General features: G+C 59.4%; 22 protein-coding genes. 2 read left to right on the top strand and 20 right to left on the bottom strand.

Annotated features, from left to right (window positions below; translation table 11 throughout):
- The 12 genes from ACOZKU_RS17645 to ACOZKU_RS17590 all read right to left on the bottom strand — a co-directional run.
- A partial coding sequence (locus tag ACOZKU_RS17645; protein WP_421579968.1) for a DUF3168 domain-containing protein occupies positions 1-324 on the bottom strand: 324 nt, incomplete at its 3' end.
- Positions 325-338: 14 nt separating this feature from the next.
- Complete coding sequence (locus ACOZKU_RS17640; protein ID WP_421579967.1) at positions 339-830, bottom strand: HK97-gp10 family putative phage morphogenesis protein; 492 nt, start codon at positions 828-830, stop codon at positions 339-341.
- Positions 831-848: 18 nt separating this feature from the next.
- The gene (locus ACOZKU_RS17635; protein ID WP_421579966.1) at positions 849-1,205 is read right to left on the bottom strand and encodes a head-tail adaptor protein; all 357 of its coding nucleotides are present in this window, start codon (positions 1,203-1,205) and stop codon (positions 849-851) included.
- A gap of 149 nt (positions 1,206-1,354) precedes the next feature.
- Positions 1,355-1,759, bottom strand: coding sequence for a hypothetical protein (locus tag ACOZKU_RS17630; protein ID WP_421579965.1), 405 nt, complete (start codon positions 1,757-1,759; stop codon positions 1,355-1,357).
- A 15-nt stretch (positions 1,760-1,774) separates the two neighbouring features.
- Positions 1,775-2,311, bottom strand: coding sequence for a head-tail connector protein (locus ACOZKU_RS17625; protein ID WP_421579964.1), 537 nt, complete (start codon positions 2,309-2,311; stop codon positions 1,775-1,777).
- A complete protein-coding gene (locus ACOZKU_RS17620) occupies positions 2,274-2,483 on the bottom strand; it encodes a hypothetical protein (protein WP_421579963.1) in 210 nt (69 codons plus the stop codon). Before ACOZKU_RS17620 ends, ACOZKU_RS17625 begins: the two co-directional genes overlap by 38 nt.
- A 52-nt stretch (positions 2,484-2,535) precedes the next feature.
- Positions 2,536-3,828, bottom strand: coding sequence for a phage major capsid protein (locus ACOZKU_RS17615; RefSeq protein WP_421579962.1), 1,293 nt, complete (start codon positions 3,826-3,828; stop codon positions 2,536-2,538).
- An 84-nt stretch (positions 3,829-3,912) separates the two neighbouring features.
- Positions 3,913-4,542: an HK97 family phage prohead protease gene (locus ACOZKU_RS17610; protein ID WP_421579961.1), complete on the bottom strand. Its 630-nt coding sequence runs from the start codon at positions 4,540-4,542 to the stop codon at positions 3,913-3,915.
- The gene (locus ACOZKU_RS17605) at positions 4,539-5,807 is read right to left on the bottom strand and encodes a phage portal protein (RefSeq protein ID WP_421579960.1); all 1,269 of its coding nucleotides are present in this window, start codon (positions 5,805-5,807) and stop codon (positions 4,539-4,541) included. The genes ACOZKU_RS17610 and ACOZKU_RS17605 overlap by 4 nt, the downstream gene beginning before the upstream one ends.
- Complete coding sequence (locus ACOZKU_RS17600; RefSeq protein WP_421579959.1) at positions 5,807-7,402, bottom strand: terminase large subunit; 1,596 nt, start codon at positions 7,400-7,402, stop codon at positions 5,807-5,809. The genes ACOZKU_RS17605 and ACOZKU_RS17600 overlap by 1 nt, the downstream gene beginning before the upstream one ends.
- 8 nt (positions 7,403-7,410) lie before the next feature.
- On the bottom strand, positions 7,411-7,875 hold the full coding sequence (locus ACOZKU_RS17595; RefSeq protein WP_421579958.1) for a terminase small subunit: 465 nt from the start codon (positions 7,873-7,875) through the stop codon (positions 7,411-7,413).
- 228 nt (positions 7,876-8,103) lie between these two features.
- Entirely contained in the window at positions 8,104-8,400 is a 297-nt protein-coding gene (locus ACOZKU_RS17590) for an HNH endonuclease signature motif containing protein (RefSeq protein WP_421579957.1), read from the bottom strand.
- Between the two features lie 465 nt (positions 8,401-8,865).
- Between ACOZKU_RS17590 and ACOZKU_RS17585 the strand changes: the two genes are divergently transcribed.
- Together ACOZKU_RS17585 and ACOZKU_RS17580 are read left to right on the top strand one after the other, a co-directional pair.
- The gene (locus tag ACOZKU_RS17585; RefSeq protein ID WP_421579956.1) at positions 8,866-9,081 is read left to right on the top strand and encodes a hypothetical protein; all 216 of its coding nucleotides are present in this window, start codon (positions 8,866-8,868) and stop codon (positions 9,079-9,081) included.
- The gene (locus tag ACOZKU_RS17580) at positions 9,078-9,275 is read left to right on the top strand and encodes a helix-turn-helix domain-containing protein (RefSeq protein ID WP_421579955.1); all 198 of its coding nucleotides are present in this window, start codon (positions 9,078-9,080) and stop codon (positions 9,273-9,275) included. Before ACOZKU_RS17585 ends, ACOZKU_RS17580 begins: the two co-directional genes overlap by 4 nt.
- A gap of 23 nt (positions 9,276-9,298) precedes the next feature.
- Here ACOZKU_RS17580 and ACOZKU_RS17575 read toward each other — a convergent pair whose 3' ends face one another.
- The 8 genes from ACOZKU_RS17575 to ACOZKU_RS17540 all read right to left on the bottom strand — a co-directional run bounded on the left by ACOZKU_RS17575 (position 9,299) and on the right by ACOZKU_RS17540 (position 18,482).
- Positions 9,299-10,528, bottom strand: a complete 1,230-nt coding sequence (locus ACOZKU_RS17575; RefSeq protein WP_421579954.1) for a hypothetical protein — start codon at positions 10,526-10,528, stop codon at positions 9,299-9,301.
- A gap of 217 nt (positions 10,529-10,745) precedes the next feature.
- A complete protein-coding gene (locus ACOZKU_RS17570; protein WP_421579953.1) occupies positions 10,746-11,156 on the bottom strand; it encodes a hypothetical protein in 411 nt (136 codons plus the stop codon).
- 293 nt (positions 11,157-11,449) lie between these two features.
- Complete coding sequence (locus ACOZKU_RS17565) at positions 11,450-13,900, bottom strand: bifunctional DNA primase/polymerase (RefSeq protein WP_421579952.1); 2,451 nt, start codon at positions 13,898-13,900, stop codon at positions 11,450-11,452.
- Positions 13,901-14,062: 162 nt separating this feature from the next.
- Complete coding sequence (locus tag ACOZKU_RS17560) at positions 14,063-14,608, bottom strand: hypothetical protein (RefSeq protein WP_421579951.1); 546 nt, start codon at positions 14,606-14,608, stop codon at positions 14,063-14,065.
- Between the two features lie 123 nt (positions 14,609-14,731).
- Positions 14,732-14,941, bottom strand: coding sequence for a helix-turn-helix transcriptional regulator (locus ACOZKU_RS17555; protein WP_421579950.1), 210 nt, complete (start codon positions 14,939-14,941; stop codon positions 14,732-14,734).
- 313 nt (positions 14,942-15,254) lie between these two features.
- Positions 15,255-16,412 carry a tyrosine-type recombinase/integrase gene (locus ACOZKU_RS17550; protein ID WP_421579949.1) on the bottom strand — a complete coding sequence of 386 codons (1,158 nt, stop codon included), beginning with the start codon at positions 16,410-16,412 and terminating at the stop codon, positions 15,255-15,257.
- 141 nt (positions 16,413-16,553) lie between these two features.
- Entirely contained in the window at positions 16,554-18,227 is a 1,674-nt protein-coding gene (locus ACOZKU_RS17545; protein WP_421579948.1) for a recombinase family protein, read from the bottom strand.
- Between the two features lie 21 nt (positions 18,228-18,248).
- On the bottom strand, positions 18,249-18,482 hold the full coding sequence (locus ACOZKU_RS17540) for a hypothetical protein (protein ID WP_421579947.1): 234 nt from the start codon (positions 18,480-18,482) through the stop codon (positions 18,249-18,251).
- Positions 18,483-18,775 lie beyond the last annotated feature (293 nt).

Raw genomic sequence — 18,775 nt, 5'->3', positions numbered from 1 at the left:
AACGCGCGTCTGTCGGTGCATGATGGAAACGAGGCGCCAAGATGCTAGGACCAGCGGCGCCATATGCAAGTTTTCGGAGACCGCGAACGCGATCTCCTTCACGGCTGGAAAGCCGACCTTCCGAGACCATGCGTGCAAGGTCAGATAGACGTCGCCGGCATGGATGCAGGTGGCATCGTCTCGGATGAATTGCGCCTCGCCGATTGTGACGTAGCCAAGTTTTGGCTCGGCCCACCGTGTGGTAGGTGGCTCGTCATAGACGCCATTCACGAGGTTCATGAGCGCCACGTCCGCCTTGAGGCGTTTTACGATGACATCCTGCAACTCTAGTTCGGGACTCATTTGCTCATGGCCTCCCGAACACCCTTGTTCACCGCGGCGCGGATGCGCTTCATGATCTTTGGCTTCATTGCGCGATAGGTCGGAAAAATATGTGGCTGCGCTCGTGTGCCTGGATGCTGCATGCCTCCGCCCTCACGGTGCGTGGCCTGCCCTAAAACCGTGCCGCCACCCGGAGCGGTATTGTGCGGCGCAGTCCCGAACTCGAGGAAACGCCAGATGTATTCGGCAAAGAGCCCAACAGCAGTCGGATCCTTGGCCGCAGCCTTGCTCACGCGCTCCTGATGCGGACGGTTCGCGATCTCGTCGGCCTCGATGCTTTCCATGTATTCCAGCGTCGCGCCGGTGGGTGCTCGCTGACGGATAGCCTCGGCCAGCTCGTCGCCGGCTTTCCGCTTGGCTTCGGTGGCGTACTTCGCAACGTTCGGAGCAACCTCTGTCAAGCGACGGAATAACTCATCCTTGCCAGTAATCGTGGCCTTCAGCGCCATACCCTACCCCGCCTGCTACTATGTTGCGACGCCGTCGTCGGCCATCATTTCAAGCCAGGCGTTCGTCTGGTCCGGGTCAGCCGACGACCGGATGTTCAGAACCCGCTTCGGATTGCGAGCGTCTAGAGCTCGCCAAGACGGCGCTACCTCACGGCTGGCCGTATGACTGCGCACTCGCACGATATACGGCTGTACGCCCGTCAGACGGGCAGCCTGCACGGGCTCGCCGCCCTTGAGCGGGATCAATTCGGCAAAGTCGGTGAAGACCGTGGCAAAATCCCCGGCCTGCTCGTTGCCCATGCCGTCGTCGACAAGAGGCCGCACCTGAAAGTGCAGCTTGACGCGCAGGGCGCCGCTATTCGGCTTCTTTGCCATCAACCGGCCTCTTCGCCCTAACTGCCTTCCCAGCTGTCACGGCTTGGTCAGCACATGCGCGCGTGACGTTCAGATGCATGCCCGCCTTGTAGGCGATGGTGAACCCCGGCTGCACCCAGTCGTGATCCTCGGTGAACCGGACCCACATCTTAGAGCGTCACACCCGGATCCTGGATGTCAACGGCCAGCACGCTTGCGGACTTGGCGATGCCGATCAGAATCGGGTCCATGCCGCTCGCCAGGTCGCCAACCGGGCAAATTCCACCCGCCGTAGCCGACAGGTAGTATGCTGTGCCCGCCGTAATCGTCGCACCGATAGTGATGTCGCCGCTCTTGTGGATTGCCAGCGGCTGGTTAAGGCTGGCGCCGTTCAGAGCGATACCATTGACCGCCCGCGTGCCCGTGCCGTTATTGTCAGAGAGCATCCACTTGTTCGTGGTTGCATCGAGAAACACAGCCTTGCCGGCCGTAATCGTCTCGCCTGCCGTGCCGTGGTCGCGCGTGGAATTCGTGCCTGCGACGACGCTCGCCGCGGTGATTGTCAGGTCTGCCATGGGGTCTCCTGCGGCCTAACGCCGGTAATTGGTCAATAGAGCGTCGAACGCCGTCCATCCGGGCGTTTCCGCATTCTCGCGATTGAGATAGGCTTCGGCGATCCAGAGCAGCATCGCATGCTTGACGGCTGGTGGCGTAGTTTCGTAGCCAACGACTGCAGTCAACGTGATACGCGAACCTGCCCGTTTTACTGGCCATCTCTGCCCGTACGCAGGGACGACCGCGGCCTCTAGGCCGTCAAATCGTTCCTCATACACTGACGCAGACAACGTTTGCTCGTCGCCGGACGTGTCGGTGTAAATTATCGTCGTCACGGACTGCGCTGGCGCAATTGGAAGACGCGCCATATCGCAGAAGTCGTCGCATTTCACCTCCACCGTTTGCGTCGCCAAAGGCGTCCCACAGTAACCCTCGACATGGTCCCGTGCGGCAGCGATAATCGCCCCAAGCAACGCGTCATCATCGTCATGCAGAACGTTGCATTGGAGTTTTGCCTCTGCGACCGAGACCGGCTCAGCTGGCGGGATCGTGACCTTCGGTGGATACCACATCAGCCTTCGCCTTCCTCTTTGCAGCCGTTGGCGAAGCGCCAGAACCGGTTGCCTCAGTCGCGAACCCTGCGTCAATCAGGCGAGCAGCCTCATCATCACCGAACTCGTACTCGTCACCGGGCTTCAGGTTAAACAGTGGGCCGGACAAGCCGGCAATCATCTTCAAAAGCATATCGCCTCCAAGAAAGGAGCAAGCCTGCGTCAAAACAGGCTCGCTCAGCCTATTAGGCCTGCTTCAGGTGCTTGATTGCCGCGGTATCGGCGAGCTCACCGTCGAATCGGATGTACCCGGCGATGCCGAGGTTCGGCCAGAAGCGCTCGCGCATGACGCCGATAACCGGAGAGCCAACCTTTCGGACGAAATACTTGCCGAAGTCGCCGAACAGAACAGACTTGTTGCCGGTTGCGATAGACGCAACGGCCTGGTTGATGGTGTAGCGGTAGCTAAGAAGTGTTCCGGGCTGGCCCTTCGTGACGTCGCCCATCTGCCAGAGATAATTGCCCTGGCCGTCCTTCAGCTTGCGGATGGCCGCGAGCGTAGTGTCGTTGAACTGGAAGCCGACCTTAGGAGCAGTGCGATACGCCGGGTCCACAGAGTGCACGAGGTCGATGAGTTCATCGGAGGCGATCGCCGTCGCCGAGGCGCCCGTCTTGCCTAGCGTAGAAGCCGTAGCCACACCGTTCGGGGCCGAAGAACCAGTGCCCGTGGTCAGCTGCGCGTTGGCAACGCGGCCGAGGCGTTCGCCGAGCAGCGAACCGAGCAGCGCCTCCATATTGAAAATGGAGTCCTGCGCCAGTTCGAACGAGAACTTGATGAACTTCGTGTCGAAGACGTAGGCCTCGAGCTGCTTCTGGCCGAAGACCGCGTCAACTGAGCCGTCATCAACAAGATCGGCACCCTGAGTATGGGCAAAGCCCGTGCCAGAAGTGTCGTCGATCGTCGGAAGCTGGATCACAGCGCCAGAAGACGTGTTGATTTCGGTGGAGACGCCGGGGTCGTACATCGGACCCCAAGCCTTCATCGACTTGATGATTTCGTTGGCGAGTTCGGTCGGAACCGTGTACCCGCCAGCAGCGCCGGTGGCGGACGACTGAGCGCGGTATTCGTCGGCGGCCTGTACGCCGGCCTTAAGAACCGCGCGCTCCTCCGGCTCAAGCGCGGCGAGATCGGCGCCCGAGGCGATGAACTTGAAGAAGACAGAGCGGTAGCTCAGCGCGTCGCCTACGTCAGACGCAGACGCACGGTCTTCGGTCTTGGAGCCGGGGCGCCTGTTCTCGCGATCCTTGCGGGCGCGCTCTTCGAAGCGAGCTTCGAGGGCGGCCTGGCGCTCTTCGCGTTCGATGTTGCGCTCGACCTGGTCGAATTCTGCCATAATGTTGTCGTGGCGCGATTCAAGCTCGGCGGAGCGTGCTTCATCGGTGTTCGACTGGATTTCGTTCAGTGCTTCGCGCGCCTGCGTGACGAGGCGGCCGCGCTTCTCCTGAAGCTCGGTAAGAGTTGCCATATAGGCCTCCAAAATGTGTTGGGGTTTGGTGATTGGCAGGACAGTCTCGTCCGGCCCTCCGACTAAATGCCGGGTGACTTCAGCCTTGCGGCTGGGCTACGAGGCGTCCTGCCGGATGCCACGAATTTTTTGTTCTGTGGCTGCTCGACGGCCGGCAACCCGACGGGCGGCGGCGGCGGCATTTTCCGCCCTGCGCTTTTCCTCGGCCCTTGCTTCCTCAGCTTCGGCTCTCACGGCCTCGAGCGATCGAACGCCGACGGTAGTGTCGGCGTATGCTGGGAAGGTGACGATCGAGATTTCGCTGATATCGACCTTCTCAAGCGTCCGCTTGGGCGGGTCAACTGTGTCATCCCATGACTGCTTTAGGGCGCGAAAATCGAACGAGCACCCACTGATGTCGCCGCGACTGACAAGCGTTCCGACGTCCCTGCCCAACACCGTGTCAGGAAGGTCGACTTCAAAACGCAGTCCATGACCGTCTTCGGAAAGTCGCAGCGTGCCGCTTTTCGTTCGCCCCAGCACGTTTCCGCTCTGATGGTTGAACAGGCACCTGACGTCGCCCCGGATGGTGTCAGCAAATGCTCCTGGCGCGATCTGCTCGGTGAAATATCCCCCGATGTCCGTTGCGGAATTGAAGACGGCGGCATAGCCAATGAGTGTCTTCGTGCCACTCTCGTCTGCGCGCAGCTCAACCTTCTGCGCAATACGCTTCTCAAATTCGCTCATGCGGCCTGCGCCTCGTTATTTTGATTGTCGTTGGCTGGCTGCTGGGCGCCCTGCGACGCGTTCTGCTGCCCCAGGGGCACCGTCGCACCCTGAATGTGCAACCTCTCAGCCTCGCCGCCCTTCGCTGGCAGATTCTCCAGCGCGCGAACTTCATCTGGCGTGCGAATCCCGTTCTGGATTGCGATGCCATAGCCATCCATTCGACTCTTGAAGTCGCCCCGCAGCAAGCCATCGAGGTTGTGCTCGATGTACCGCGCGCTGCCAGACCGACCAAAGAACTTCAGATTGATTTCATCTTCGAGAGCCTTGGCCCATTGGCCAATCAGATGCTTTACGAGATGCAGATCCTGCTGTTCGGCGTTGCTGAATGTCGCGCGGCTCAAGTCCTGAAGAAATACCGGCGGTAACTGATACGCGCGCGCGATTTCCTCAACCTGAAACCGGCGAGCCTCGACCATCTGCCCTTTGGCAGGGTCAATGCCGACGGGCTGGAGCTTGTATCCGGCCGGGATCGGGAACACGGGCTCGCTGGCATTTTTCGCAGCGTCGACTGAGCGCATAATATCCGCCTGCGCTCTCTTGATGGCTTCTTGGTTGGCAGGCAGTGGGCCTTCAAGTGAGAGAGGCGGCACGCCACCCCCCGCAAAGAAGTTGCTGCCGTAGTCGTTCATAGCGATGGCTAGCTGAATCGCCTTCGACGCCTGGCTTATCGGGCCATAGTGCCGGATGCCGCAACTGCGACGCATGAATGGAACGTCGATGACGTCCGCTGCGTCGTATGACTGTCCGTCATACTCGTAAGTGACCTTCAGGCCGACGCGCTTGATCGTCGTCTTGTTCGGATCCATCGGCCACAGCGAGTCGATGCCTTGCGACGTGCGCTCGATGTACGCCAACCCACGGCCGCCGGTAAATACCTGCTGCCAGAACCATTGCCAAAACGCGAACGAACCAATGCCGTCATTCGGGGCGACATTAACTACCGTTTCAATCTTACCGGTAATGCGCTTTGCGCCTTCCTTGCCGTCGCGAAAAGCGTGTCGCGGCAGCGAAGCCAACGTACGGGACAAAAAGGCAACCGCCGCCCACACCGCCGGAACGGTCAAGGCGCTATCGACGGTCACGGCCGGCAAATTAGCAGAGTTGACCCCGAAAAACGCGAAAAAGTTTTCCGCGCTCACCGGGACCGTAGGATTTTCAATGCTAGCCCGCGTTTCAGCGGGTTTTCCCGCGTTTCGGCGGCCAAACCAGTCTTTTATAGCCATTATGCCGCCTTATTAAGTGAGAATTCCGGGTCATCCCATGGGCTTACCGTGCTTGGCGCCCCTTCATAGGTCCCCGCCATTGCCGTCGCCATCGTCAGCGCTACAGCGCCGTCAATGCGCCCGCGCGACTTCTGCTTATCAAGCTTACGGTTGCCGCTCGGATCCTGCTTCACCGTGGCGTTCATCATGCACATGGTCAGTACAGGGTGAGCACCATGAACAATCTTCCGGTTGAGGATCAGGCTTTCGAGGTCACGAAGAGCCGGCGACATGGATTGAAAACCCTGCCCCATCGGCTCGAACACCGCTTCGTCGCCGTCAAGCTGCTCCTCGGTGAAGCCAACTTTCTGCAGCCACGGCTTGAAATGCCGCCAGTTCCATCGGTCGAAGGCGATTTTCCTGATATCCAGCGTATCGAACAACTCGCGAAGGTGATGCGCGACGAACTCATAGTCGACGGTAGGGCCGTCAGGTGCCTCTAGGAACCGAACGCCATCCTCATTCGGGATATGCCAGACGTCATAGGGCACGCGATCGGCCTTGGCTTTCTCACGAAGGTTGTCGCCAGGCAGCCAGAACGTCGGCTTGATATGCCAGATGGTTCCCGTCTCTGCTTCCCGCGGCGCCATAAGCACGAGGGACGTAAGGTCTGACACCTCAGAAAGGTCGAGCCCGCCAAACACAGGAAGACCATCAAAGCTCTTTTCGACCGGCCCGTCGCACGCTCTCCACACTGCCGGAGACACGAAAGGCGCCGACGCATCGATGCGCTGATTCAGGAACAGCCAGCGGAAACTGGCTTCTTTCGTCGGCATGCGCTGTGCAAGAAGCGAAAAGTCCTCAACGTCCTTGATCGAGCGGAATACACCAAGAGCAGGATTGGCCGCGGCCCATCCATCACGGTCGGCCAGATCGCAATCGACCGGCGCCGTATAGACGTGGCTGACAATTCGCGGATCCTTCGACGTCTCCGCGTCGTCAATCCAGCGAGAAAAGAGGTCATTGTCGGTCGCCGCCTGCGTCGAGATCGCAAACAGCATCGCCCGCCCTTCGTAGGCGCCCTGCGATGTCTCGATTGCCTCAACGAAATCGTCCGTCGGGCCCTTGATCTGGCCGACCTCGTCGAGGATAGCCAGAATTGGCGAGCCGCCGTGCGCGCTCTTGGCTTCGGCGGAACTTGCCTGGTATTCAACGTTCCGCGCCAGGCCAACGATCATCTTCGCCGACGGCACGATGCGCGCGAGCTTTGAAAGCTCCGTCGACATCATCACCATCTTCGCTGCGTAGTTGAAGACTTCGGCAGCCTGTTTTCGGCTGCGCGCGCCAGAGACGATGCGTCCGTTTGGATAGGCCTCTGGTCCGACAATGTGAGCTAACAGCAGGCAGGCGATCAGGCCTGTCTTGCCGTTCTTGCGAGCAATAGACAGATAGGCACGCGATGTGCCAGCCGGATTGTCGTATACCGCGAGAATGAACTTCTTCTGGAACGGCAGAAGTCGCACTGGCTTGCCAAGCAAGGTTCCTTCCGGAACTAGGCAGTATCGCTCCACGAACGCGATAACACGCTCGCCGCGAGTCATCGGCTTCTTTGCCATGCATTCCCCTAACCGGGTCGCGCCAGCAAATCGTCATCCAGCGGATTGTCGCTTTCGATTTCCTTGGCCGCATCCCGCCGCTTGGCGACGTCCCTCGCCTCGCCCGCTTGCGCACGCGCGTGAAGTGACAACGACCGGCGAAAGGACAGAATTGAACTGGCGTGCATCTGCACGATTGACTTGCGCGGGTTTGCTACCGGCGTACCTTTTTCCGAGAAGGCCACACCACCCTCGTCGCGCAGCAATTTCTGCTCGCGCGTTAGGTCCGCCATCGTCCGAGCCAGCATCGCGGCAAGCTCGAGTTGATGAGATGACCATTCCGACCGCGCATATTCCGCTATGACATTTCGGAAAAATGGGATATCTTCTTGATCTAGCGGCACATTGGCCGGCGGCTGTATTTCCTCAGCCGCCTTAGCCATCACGCGGACAGCTTCGGCAGCGCTATCGATACGCGCCTTCCGCTTCGCCATGGCGATCACCTCATAGAAAAATCTGTATTAGCACTAACGCTGAACCCCGACGCCGGTACCCATCCCGACGGCCCCGAAGATCGACCCACCCCCTCCCGGCAAGGCAACCCTCCATTTTATCATAATGCTGATCCGTCAACAAGAAAATGCGAAATAATAGTGCTTCTTCAATGGTATTTCGACTTTTCTTTGCCTATTTTGTTAGCGAATGTCGATATGCCATTGATATCACCCAATCTCAATCGGATACCCATCAACCCCGATCACAACAGCCTTGGTGCCGCGTTCGATGCGCTGCTTGTGCCCGTTATGGCATGGCGCGCAGAGGGACTGCAGGTTTCTTGGGTCGAGGAACAGTGTCAGGTCGCCCTTGTGGGGCTTCTTGTGGTCTACCGTGTCAGCTTCCGTCACATCCTCGGTGATCAGGCAGAACTCGCATAACGGCTGGATAGCCAACTGATGCGCCCTCAGGCGCTTCCACACTGCACGCTGGTATAGGTGGTGCCATTCGCTCTTGTTGGCCATGAGTCACCAGAAAACAAAAGCGGCCACCTCAACCCGAAGGGAGGCGGCCGCACGATCGCCCATGCTGCGAGAGGAGGCGCGCAAGGGCAATGCGGAAAGGAAGATGACAGAGACAGCACAAGTGCATCTCTGAGGTTGGTGGGCTACGGCTTGCGATCGCAATCCCACCCAAGACGACATCCGTCACCGGAGCGCAGCATCTTCGTTATATGGTGGCAAGGAACGGCCGGCGCGCTGCGCTTCGCCTATACAGGGTGTACGTCGGTGGGTAGTTACCCCACGTTCAGCGGCTGCAACGGAGTGCAGCATGACGCGGGGGCGAGGCTCCCTGGCCCCTTCATATCCAAGGGGCATAACAGGCGCAAAAAGTCAGGTCGTCCGCAAAAATAACGTATATCCGTTATTTTACCCTTGACGGAATAACGGATATCCGTTAGCTTCAAAATATCAAAAGGGGGCAAGCAAATGATCGAGAGCACCGCAGAAATCAAAGTGAACATCACCCGCCGCTTCGACGGTTCCTGCAAGGTCTATGCCTTTGACGTTCGCATCGATGATCAGATCCACCGCGAAGTTTCGAAGCACCGGGCTTTCATGCTCGTCATCCAGGCGCAGGAAGTTGCCGAAGAAACGGACATGATGTGCAACGTGTACGGCCTCAACTACCTGCGGGTCGCATGACCGGCGACGAATTCAAAGCCATCCGCAAACGGCTCGGCTATAAGCAAGCCGAGCTCGCTGCGCTATTGGGGTATGGGTCTTCAATCCGCGTTTCGGAATTCGAACGCACCACGAATCCTATTCCGGTGCCGCGCCTGGTCGCTCTATTGATGATGGCAATGGATGAGACGGGCTGGCGGCCGCCGTCTGACTAACAACGACCGCCAAATACGTCGTGCTACGCCGCCCTCGCCTCCTCGGCCAACTTTCTGGCCGCTAAGTAATTGTCATTCGCTGCGATCAGGAGCCGCCGTCCTGCCGCAATGGCGTATTTTCCTTTAGAGCCGCGAATTTCACCAAGCTCCCGCAAGCTCCGCGCGTTCGAAGCTCGGGTGAGAGTTTCGACGTGTTCCTCCTTCATCCCTTGCAAAACCGCGTGCCATTCGTTCCGCTCCTCCAACGCCGAAGCGATTCCGTCCCATGCTTGCGACCCACTGCCTCCAGTCGCCACCTTCACCAACCCCGGGAACAGGTCGGCGAGGTTCCTTGGCCCAGCAGGAAAGCCGTCGGTGCACTTCTTCACAGGCGGCATGACTGGCGTATTGGCGATGGCGTCGGCCAACCACTGCCGCGCCTCCTCCTTTGTCTTCGGGCCCGTATGGAAGGACCGCGGCTTCTTTTTCACACGGCCAGCGAGTTGAGCATCGAAAAGGCCCGGAGGGTCGTTCTTGCCGGCAAAATAGTCCATTGTGTAAGCAAGCTCGACCGGATCCTGCACCGCCCCCTTGTCGCGGGTCGCCTTTTCTCGGCAGCCAAGCATTGCCCCGACTGGCATCTCGATGCGAGATGCCACCACCTGTCCCATCGATAGTTTTTCGCCACGCTCAGTCTGCGTCCCGTCGCTAAAGCGCAACCGGCCGATGCGGGTGATAGTTCTGTGCTTCTTCTCGTGCTGGTCGCCATTTTCGTCGATGCGGTTAGTGACGTGCCAGCCGTACTCGACATCACCGCCGGTGACGATGCCGTGCACTTCGCGACCAGCGCGCCGAGATTCCCACTCATGGTATACTAGGCCCATGACCTCGGAGCATTTCATCATCGGCTCGGCACGATATCTCATTTCGATCGTGCCCATGGCAGCTTCGATTGCGGGAATGGATGGGATGTACTCGACCGCCTGCTCCCGTCCTGAGCCATCCTCCGGGGCGCGGTTGTCATTCGCAGGGGTTAGCGACCAGTTGGTTTTTACCGGTGCTGCGGGCTCGGGCTGCACGGCCTCTGCCACGCCGTCCGGACGCCGATGGAAGGCAAGGATGGCATCCAGCTGGGCAAGATCGCGATGGCGAGGCCTTTTCTCCTTCTTGGGCTTTCCCACTATTGTTGCAAGGATTTCTATGTCATCGGCTGGCGCCGTAGCACGCCAAGCTTCCAGTTCAGCACGGTGCTCGGCGGTGGTGCGTGCGGTCATCGTTTCCTCCTCGAGTAGAATTTTGCCAGGGCGGCGTCGCCCTTCGCCGATGGTCCGAGATGCCACTCACCTGATCGATCCCGTTTCCAAGCGAGCAATTTGCGGGCTGAAAGAATGAGCTCGGTGCGGTCATTTACGCGTTCGTGTACTGACGCATCCTGACGCGCCAAATACGTCGCCTGGACCCGTGTGAGCCGCAGTTCCTTTGCCGACCATCTCATGGCAATAGCCCATTCGTCGGCGGCAAAGGCATTTCGTCGATGTCGACACTAAGTTGCGTAGGAACGCCTGGCGCTTCCTCGAACCGCATAGCGATCCCGTTTCTGACACGTTCCCCATACTGGCGCAGGGCGACTTGGACGTCTCTGATTGCCACGGTGCTCTCCCGTAGCGGCTTCACAACGTTCTCGTGGCAAGCTTCAAAGCCGAGGCGGAAGGCGTCATCGGCTAAGAACCGGATGGCGTCCTTTGCCGCGTCAGCGATCCAGTCTTGGTCGGCAGTCGTAGGCGGCGCTTCCGCAAGCATTTGCTCGAACGCGCGGAGATAGCGGGCGGTGTCTGTCTCGTTTTCGATGTGGGGGACGGACCCCAGATGAACGGCATAGGTGGGATTAGATCCTGCTCTCATCGATCCTCCTTGATCCTGCGAAGACGGGGTGAAATCTCGCGCACGCGAATGCACACCCCTGAAAATCACGCCAAGACCCGGCGCGGGGGTGTATCTCACTTTAGCATGCACCCCTCCTCTCTCTATCTATATGTAAATAATAAGTTTTATTACTTTAAAGAGGGGGTCAAAGAGGGGGGTAAAGGGGGGGCGAAGGCCGGCCCAAGAGGGGGTGCATCACTTGCCGCCTTTTTTGAGAACCCGAGATCTGCCCCCCGGCTTTGCCCCGGTCTTTGACACCCACTTTAACCCCGTCATTCGGATGGGATTACCTCGGCCCCTGCGGGCAGAACTTCCCCAGCCCAGAACCGCGTTTTCGTCTGCCCGCTCGGCGAGAGAAGCTTCGCAAAATGTACGCTTCCGGACTGTCTCAGCATCGCGAGGATATCGTCGAGGCGGCGGCCGTCCAGCGAGCCGCGGAGCGCCTTCAGGATGCCCTTAAGCGTTATCCCTTCCTCCTGCTTGCGCGCGACGATCTGCCGAACACGTAGATACTCCGCTGCCTTTTCGTTGTCGGCAATGTGCTGGTCGGCGCCGCGGAGGATGACATGCAGCGAATGCTCAGCCACCATGTTGGCCCATTCCTGTATTTCGTCAGTGATCACGGGTTCCTTCGGATCGACGCCGACCGCTACGATCATTGCAAGCCGCGCAGCATTCTCGCCCACGCGGTTCAGGATTGGCCGATACTCCGGATTGACGCTGCGCTTCATCGCACGGATCCGATCGTCAAATTCTTCGAATAAGTCATCAACGCCGGGAGCCCATCCGACCGTCATAATGGGGTGAGGCTTCTCGTCTGACTTTGCGGTCAACGCGCAGAAAGACCCCGTATACTTCCCCGCTGATAGCCCAAGGAGGGCTGCCACCTGGTCAGACAGACTAACTGGGATGTCTTCGAGGGAGTTCGGCGGACGTCGCACCTTAATCGGCTCTGCGTCTCCCACGTCGATCAAAACAATGCGTCCCAACAGCCCTTCGGAGATGTTCCCGGATGACAACGCGTTCCAAAATGTTGACGGTGTCGAGACCCCATGAATGGTTAGACAGGGCGATGCGATGCGCGGAATGTTGCCTCCGGCCTTCTCCATGCCGCCCCAAAACCCCGAGGGCGCACCAGTGAGCTCCATGAGGGCCGCCGTGATCTCGGCTCGATGGGAGGCGACGTTCCGTCCGGTGTGTTCTGCCAGCCAGCGGCCGAATTCGTCCTGCACGACCACCGTGGAGGGCGATTTGCGTAGCTTGCCAGCGAGCCCCGGAAGGCTCCGGATTTGGTCTGCGAACAGCATTTCGCTCACCTTAGCGCCCCATGAGGTACTGTCCGCGAGCGCGGCTGTCGCGCGGATCGTCACATCCTTACCGAAGCCGGATTCCGCGAGGCCGACGACATAGAGGTTCGAACGCAGTCCGGTAGGCCCTTTGTACCTGCGTCCAACAAGGCCAGCCGTGAAAGCAAGTGAGGCCACCAACGAGAGGTGGGCGGAGGGAAACCGAGAGCATCCAGCTATGAAGCGGGCAAACTCTCCGACGGCGCCCGGTGGGAAGCACAACGTTTCCGGCAGCCCGCCGGTGGAGGGTGCGGTCGTGGGAGTAATATCCCCTTCGTCATCATCGTTTGCGGCGGCAGGTGCGCCCCGCAACGAGCCGAGCGTCATTCGAACGCCGATATCCTGGCGCTGCCACCCACACTCTTCAGGATCGCGGCCGAGGCGGTCGCATAGCCAGAACGCCGCATCACGCGGTGTTTGCTGGCCGCCCCACTTCTGAACGATGCTGATGGGGGCCTCAGCTTGCTCCGTTCCGAAATCACGAATGCCATCCGCATGTATCGAGATGTCCTCTTGTAGACCGCGGCCTAGATCGGCCGAGGACACGCGCCACGCGCCAGTGCCGGGCTCCTGTTTCGCGCTCGGAAAGACTTCGCGGACCCACCGTTCTGGCGATGCCAGCGCAGCCGAGTTAACTCGTCGCCAGAATGTCTCTCCGGCTGTTGCAGCTTCGCGCTTCATTGCGGGCGGACGGACTGGCGTCCCTGCGGCCGCGAGTATCGCCTCGGCGTCAGCGAGAAACGCGTCGAGGTCGGCTTCAGCAATCTCTGGAAGGTCGGCGAATGGAATCGATAGCAGGTCACCACCTGACCAAACGTATGGCCGATGAATCTCAGGGTGTTCGCCGAACGCTACGAATTGCTGGCCCGCTCCGAGTACCTCGACCTGGCACTTCAGCCCGTTCGCGAGGTACTCGCCGGTTTTCTGCTTTTGCCGCGGGGCGTCGCATCGGAAGACAAACAGGCATTTCGGGGCCATGCCGGTGCGGCACGGAGCGAGACCCGCGTCAGGAATTTCCAGGAGCCTGTCAACAAGCGCGTCGCAGACGCCTTGATCGAGCGCGTCGACGTCGATCGCGACAACACTGCCGGTCAACACGCCAGTGTTGCGGTGATCAGCGTGGCCGCGCTCCCACGCTTCGATGGCTGCGGGTGTCGGCTGGAGGGTCGACCAGCCGGAAATTCGAGGGCGCTTGCCATCAACGGGAATTGGTCGATAACCATTCTCCAACAATCGAAGGCGAATATCGGTGAGCGGAAGTTCAGGCCCTACGGCGGTGCTGTTCTTTGGCAAAGTGGCCCCCAAGTGCTGCGGATGCTGCGTCGGTAATCTTCTCGGCAACTTCTCGTCGAAATGTCGCGACGTGGTGGACGCCAAGATTCGGTGCGACCGTTCGCCTACTTCCGTCGGGCAGTTCTCGCAGGAGAAGACCGAATATCCGGACGCCGTCGAGATCGACGGTAAACTTCGCGAGTGTTCTAGCGCCGCCTTGAGACGGCGGTCTTTCGACCGCCGCGATTGATTGGATGACAGGCTCCATCAGGACAGCCACCGCCTGAAGATCCGCGCTTCTCCAGTACCCCCCATTGTCGCCGCCCGGCCAAGCAACATGTCGCTGTCGGCGATTTCGGTCAGGCCGAGCGCATCGACGAACCGACCGAATTTGGCTTGGCCGTCGCGCTGCACGCGCTCGTCAGGTGCTTCAAGGGTGAACGAAACAGTATCGACAGAGCCGGTTTGCATGTTGGCAATGCCGACATAGAGAAACAGGTAACGCTGTCGCCGAGAAAGGTTTGCTGAGACGACGCGAAACGCATTTACGGCATCGCGTTCTCGGCCGAACTTTTCGTTGAGCGCATCCCGAACAAGTCCAGCCGTTTCCGAGTTCGCGCAGAATATGTCGCCGACCTGGGGGAGTTCTCGCTTGCCCTCGGCAAAGCGGATGCGACGCCCTTCTGGCGTTTTCTCGGTCCTAGTTGGAACGAGTACGGGCGAGCCGTCGAGGAAGCCGCAGACATCGTGTCCGTCCTGGTCGCGATACAGCGTCAGCCCGTAGCCGCGCACTGGTGTTGATTCTGAGCGCAAAATTCCTCCTCTACCGGCGACGAGGCCGGTTTTGTGATTATGGGGTGGTCGTGATGAATTGGCGCGCTACACGAGCGCCGGTGCTTCGATTAACCTAGACGCATCGAAACGGGTCAAGGGCGGCTAGGCGGCCGCCCTTGAGGCGATCTTCATCGAGACCCACTCCACGACCTCGGCACGGACGAACGCAACGCGGCGGTCACCTAAATCAACCGCGGCAGGAAAGCGGCGCTCTGCGCGGTAACGGTTCAGCATCGATCGGCTCATCGACGTAAGACGGCATGCCTCATTCAGAGAAATCAGAACGGGAAAATTATCGTTTGACGGCTGCATGGCGTTTCCCCTTGCTGGCGCGGAACGGATTCCGGGCGTCAGTTGAATCGTGCTAAATTCGAGAAGGTTAGGTGATCGGCAGGCATGCCGGGTTGTGATTGATCGACGCAAGCGCCGCGCGACTCGGTCACGCTTCCGGCGGTTTTCCCGCTGCTTTACCCTAATGGGTCGAACCTGCTCCTGCAGGTCCTATGCGGGCACCAACCCCGCTCCAATCACCAATGTGACTGTATTGATATAGATAGTCGATTTTTACAAATTTCTCCAGAAAACAATCTTGCGGAAGTTGAAATATTCAGCTTGATTATGATTTCTAAATCAGCTGACTTTCCACGTAATCCGCCCATGCCTGCATAAGCACCCTCCTCCGCTCGAGGGCATCACTACGGGCGTAGGACCGCTCGACCGCATCTCCAACAGCGTGGCCGAGGGCCGCTTCGGCGATCTCACGCGGGGCATGAGCCACTTCCGTTGCGAAGTCCCTAAAAGACGAGCGAAATCCATGCGTTACTGAGCCATTGCCTCCAGCGGCTTTGAGGACCGTTCCCAAAGTTGCGTCGGAGAGCTTCTTACCGTCGCGCACGCTAGGGAAGACGAAGTCATTGATGGACGATTTCTTCATCGTCTCTAAAAGCTGGACAGCCTGTGTCGAGAGCGGAACTCTGTGCTCCCTACCCTGCTTTGTCCGGGCTGCGGGTATCGTCCAAATCTTTTTCACGAGGTCTACTTCAGGCCAGGTCGCCCCCCTTACCTCTCCGCTCCTCGTCGCGGTCAGCACGCACAGCTCGAGCGCGCGCGCTTCCACCCCTTTCGTCTCTCGCAAACTCATCATAAACGCCGCCACGTCCCCATGCGGCATCGCCGGGTGATGTCTCTTCTTAACGATGGAGTTCGGCTTATGAAGTACGTGCTCAAGCTGACCGCGCCAAGTGGCTGGATTCTCCCCGCTCCGGTGTCCCTCAACTTTTGCAGCATCAAGGACGCGCTCTATCGCTTCACGAGCTTTCTCGGCCGTTTCCTGCCGAACACCCCAGATTGGGCGTAGAACCTCCAAGACGTCAGGGACGGCGATTGCCTCGATAGTCTTCGGACGCAAACATGCAGCATGGTTTTCGAGGATATTGCGCCAACGCGCCTGGGTTTTCTCGCCTCGCCAGCGGCCGGCCTTCACCGCTGCATCGACGAAAGCGTCGGCATATTCGCCGAAGGTCGTCGGCTTCTTCTCAACCGCCTTGCGCTGCTCGACTGGGTCCACTCCAGCCCGGACGAGCTTACGAGCCTCTTCGGCCTTCTTTCTGGCCTCAGCCAAGCTGACGCTGAGTAGAGGCCCGAGCCCAAGTTGCCTGCGTTTTCCACTGTGGGTAAAATCGAATATCCAGTACCTGGCGTTTCCTTTGGTCACCAACCAAAGTCCGCCGCCGTCGCGTAGCTTCTTGGATTTGCTGGCCTCGATCGCTTTGACCGTCAGCACATTCCGAGTATGGCTCCCCATTTTCCTTCCCCGCAATTTTTCCCACTTTTGGGGTCATTGCTAGTAGTAGCCACAATGGTCACAATGGGCAAGGAAATCCCGAAACCACAGCACATCAACGGGTTATGAGGATCAGTTTGGTCAGCTTGGTTGCCTGACCTTTTCCGGCCCGGGGAGCCATTTCGGTACGAAACTGCGAACGCCTAGGCCCGCAGTTTCCACTCCAGGCTTTCCTCCAGACACCTCAGTGAGGGTCTGGAGGAGCTTGAGAGCCGAACCTTTGATCATAATCTGATCCGCTCCGACCTCAGCCCGCTGCACGAGACGTTGAATATGGCTCCTGCGAAAGGTGCCATCCTCCTTACGCAGCCCCTGTCGCGCCAGCCTCGCGAACTCGTTGATCGACTCCATGGTGATCGTCGCGCTCTTGGCGTCGCGGTTCTCCGCGCGCTCAACATCTGCGCGGGCCGAATCCCTTATTCGCCTCAGTTCCTCGATTCTCCCTTTCAGGTTCGAATCGTCCAAGTCTGCCAGCCCATTCTCGATCGCCCGGTAAAGCCTCGTCAGCTTTTCCTCGGCATCAGAGGCCTGATGCTTCAGGGCGGTGATGCGCTCCTTCTCCTTCCCGGCATGCTCTGCCCGACGATCCACGAGTGAACCAAGCATGCTCTCAAGGCGGCCCGGTGCCAGCAGCCGCGTCTCGACGTGCTCCACCACCATAGCGTCAAGCTCTGCCATCGGGATGGTTCGCCCCTTGCAGCCCGTCTTCCCCTGTCGAGCGGCGGTGCAGCAGGTGTAGTAGCGGTATTCCTCGCCCTTGCCGGAAGTCCGCAAGGTCATGGCCCCACCGCAGTCGGCGCAATACACCACCCCGCCGAGCAGCGTCGGGGAATTGACGAAGCGAGGCGCCTTGAGCTGCGGAGCCCGTGATTTGAGCAGCTCCTGGACCTCCTCGAACTCCTCGGGTTCGATGATCGACGGGACCTCGACCTCGACGATGTCCTCCGGATTTTTCTTGGTGCCCTTGCGCTTGCCGCTGACATTAAAGCGATGAGCGCCGATGTAGGTCGTGCGGGTCAGCAGCTCGTGGACCGCGCCCAGACCCCAGCGACCGCCGGTCTGGGTGCGCAACCCACGCTCATTCAAATATCCGGCGATCTGCCTGACGCCCAATGGGCCGTCGCCATCACCGATCCGAGCTAGACGGAAGATAAGGCGAACGGTTTCGATATGCGCCGGATCTGGCTCGATCTTCTTTTTAGTCCGCGTTCCCCGCACATCCGCAGCCACGATCTTGTAGCCGAACGGTGGGCGTGCGCCGTTCCTGAAGCCTTGCCGGGCATTCTCGCGCATGGCGCGAAGGGTGTGCTTGGCATTCTCCTTCGATTGATATTCGTCGAACAGCGCCATGATCTGTCGCATCATCACGCTCATCGGATCGTCACCGAGATCCTGCGTGATGGACGTCAGTCGGATGCCATTCTTGGCAAGACGGCGGACATAAAACTCGAGCTGGAATTGATCGTGGAAGAAGCGCGAGAACGAGTGGACGATAATCGTGTCGAAGGGCGCAGGCTTCTGTGATGCCTCATCCATCATCCGCTGAAATGACGGGCGCTTGTCGTCTGTTGCGGTTGCACCCGGTTCGACAAACTCGGCGATGACCTCGATTCCGCGCGCCTCGCAGTAACCCAGAAGCTGCCGCCGTTGATCAGGGATCGAAAGGTCCTGTTCGGCCTGCCTCCCAGTCGAAACACGAAGATATAGCGCGGCACGCCCCAGCGCCGCCAAGGCGGGAGTCGCGTTGGCGTTCATGCGAGACCTCCACGATATGAGTCACTTCGTAATGCCGAGAAGCCTGTCCAACTCGTCACCGAGATACAGTTCGAAGAGTTCAAGTTCCTCGGCGAAGACGGGAATCTCGTCTGGCCAGTCATCCACGATTTTCGGCTGCCATTTCGGCTTGGGTGGTCGCGCAGACCGCTTGCGCGCAGGCGGTGCCCGGTAGAAATCCAGGTAGTCGTCTTCGCCGTTTGGCTGTCGGCCGAATGGAATAATCTCTGCGGACATGCCACTATAGTCGCCGCAATCGGGATGAAATCCAGAGGCGTAGCCGCTACGGGGTTTCGCATGGAGGGGCGATCGTGGCGAATGCCCGGTGGCTCTGGCGCGGCCCCGAAACCCCCCGCGTAGTACAAATACTTGCGCATTTCGGCGAAATGGTAGTCCCGCGTAGGCTTGGCGGACATTTCGGAGTGCATCAGCGTTTCCTGGCGTAGGCGGAATCCACGATCTCGACCACCTTGGCCTTGCAGATTCCGAGCGTTCTGGTTATATTACCGGTTATAGCCCGGAGAGCCAGA

Origin of the sequence: Shinella sp. M31, assembly GCF_049199205.1 — a bacterium.
In the GTDB taxonomy this organism is placed as follows: Bacteria; Pseudomonadota; Alphaproteobacteria; order Rhizobiales; family Rhizobiaceae; genus Shinella.
Note: the sequence above shows the minus strand (reverse complement) of the source record. Positions and strands in the feature narration are given on the sequence as shown.

Bases quoted from the DNA above. Each gene is read 5' to 3' on its own strand.
- ACOZKU_RS17625 (WP_421579964.1), bottom strand. From the start codon at position 2,311: ATGTGGTATCCACCGAAGGTCACGATCCCGCCAGCTGAGCCGGTCTCG.
- ACOZKU_RS17570 (WP_421579953.1), bottom strand. From the start codon at position 11,156: ATGAGAGCAGGATCTAATCCCACCTATGCCGTTCATCTGGGGTCCGTC.
- ACOZKU_RS17610 (WP_421579961.1), bottom strand. From the start codon at position 4,542: ATGAGCGAATTTGAGAAGCGTATTGCGCAGAAGGTTGAGCTGCGCGCA.
- ACOZKU_RS17575 (WP_421579954.1), bottom strand. From the start codon at position 10,528: ATGACCGCACGCACCACCGCCGAGCACCGTGCTGAACTGGAAGCTTGG.
- ACOZKU_RS17635 (WP_421579966.1), bottom strand. From the start codon at position 1,205: ATGGCAAAGAAGCCGAATAGCGGCGCCCTGCGCGTCAAGCTGCACTTT.
- ACOZKU_RS17640 (WP_421579967.1), bottom strand. From the start codon at position 830: ATGGCGCTGAAGGCCACGATTACTGGCAAGGATGAGTTATTCCGTCGC.
- ACOZKU_RS17590 (WP_421579957.1), bottom strand. From the start codon at position 8,400: ATGGCCAACAAGAGCGAATGGCACCACCTATACCAGCGTGCAGTGTGG.
- ACOZKU_RS17540 (WP_421579947.1), bottom strand. From the start codon at position 18,482: ATGTCCGCAGAGATTATTCCATTCGGCCGACAGCCAAACGGCGAAGAC.
- ACOZKU_RS17620 (WP_421579963.1), bottom strand. From the start codon at position 2,483: ATGCTTTTGAAGATGATTGCCGGCTTGTCCGGCCCACTGTTTAACCTG.
- ACOZKU_RS17555 (WP_421579950.1), bottom strand. From the start codon at position 14,941: ATGCAGCCGTCAAACGATAATTTTCCCGTTCTGATTTCTCTGAATGAG.
- ACOZKU_RS17580 (WP_421579955.1), top strand. From the start codon at position 9,078: ATGACCGGCGACGAATTCAAAGCCATCCGCAAACGGCTCGGCTATAAG.
- ACOZKU_RS17595 (WP_421579958.1), bottom strand. From the start codon at position 7,875: ATGGCGAAGCGGAAGGCGCGTATCGATAGCGCTGCCGAAGCTGTCCGC.
- ACOZKU_RS17585 (WP_421579956.1), top strand. From the start codon at position 8,866: ATGATCGAGAGCACCGCAGAAATCAAAGTGAACATCACCCGCCGCTTC.
- ACOZKU_RS17545 (WP_421579948.1), bottom strand. From the start codon at position 18,227: ATGAACGCCAACGCGACTCCCGCCTTGGCGGCGCTGGGGCGTGCCGCG.
- ACOZKU_RS17605 (WP_421579960.1), bottom strand. From the start codon at position 5,807: ATGGCTATAAAAGACTGGTTTGGCCGCCGAAACGCGGGAAAACCCGCT.
- ACOZKU_RS17600 (WP_421579959.1), bottom strand. From the start codon at position 7,402: ATGGCAAAGAAGCCGATGACTCGCGGCGAGCGTGTTATCGCGTTCGTG.
- ACOZKU_RS17630 (WP_421579965.1), bottom strand. From the start codon at position 1,759: ATGGCAGACCTGACAATCACCGCGGCGAGCGTCGTCGCAGGCACGAAT.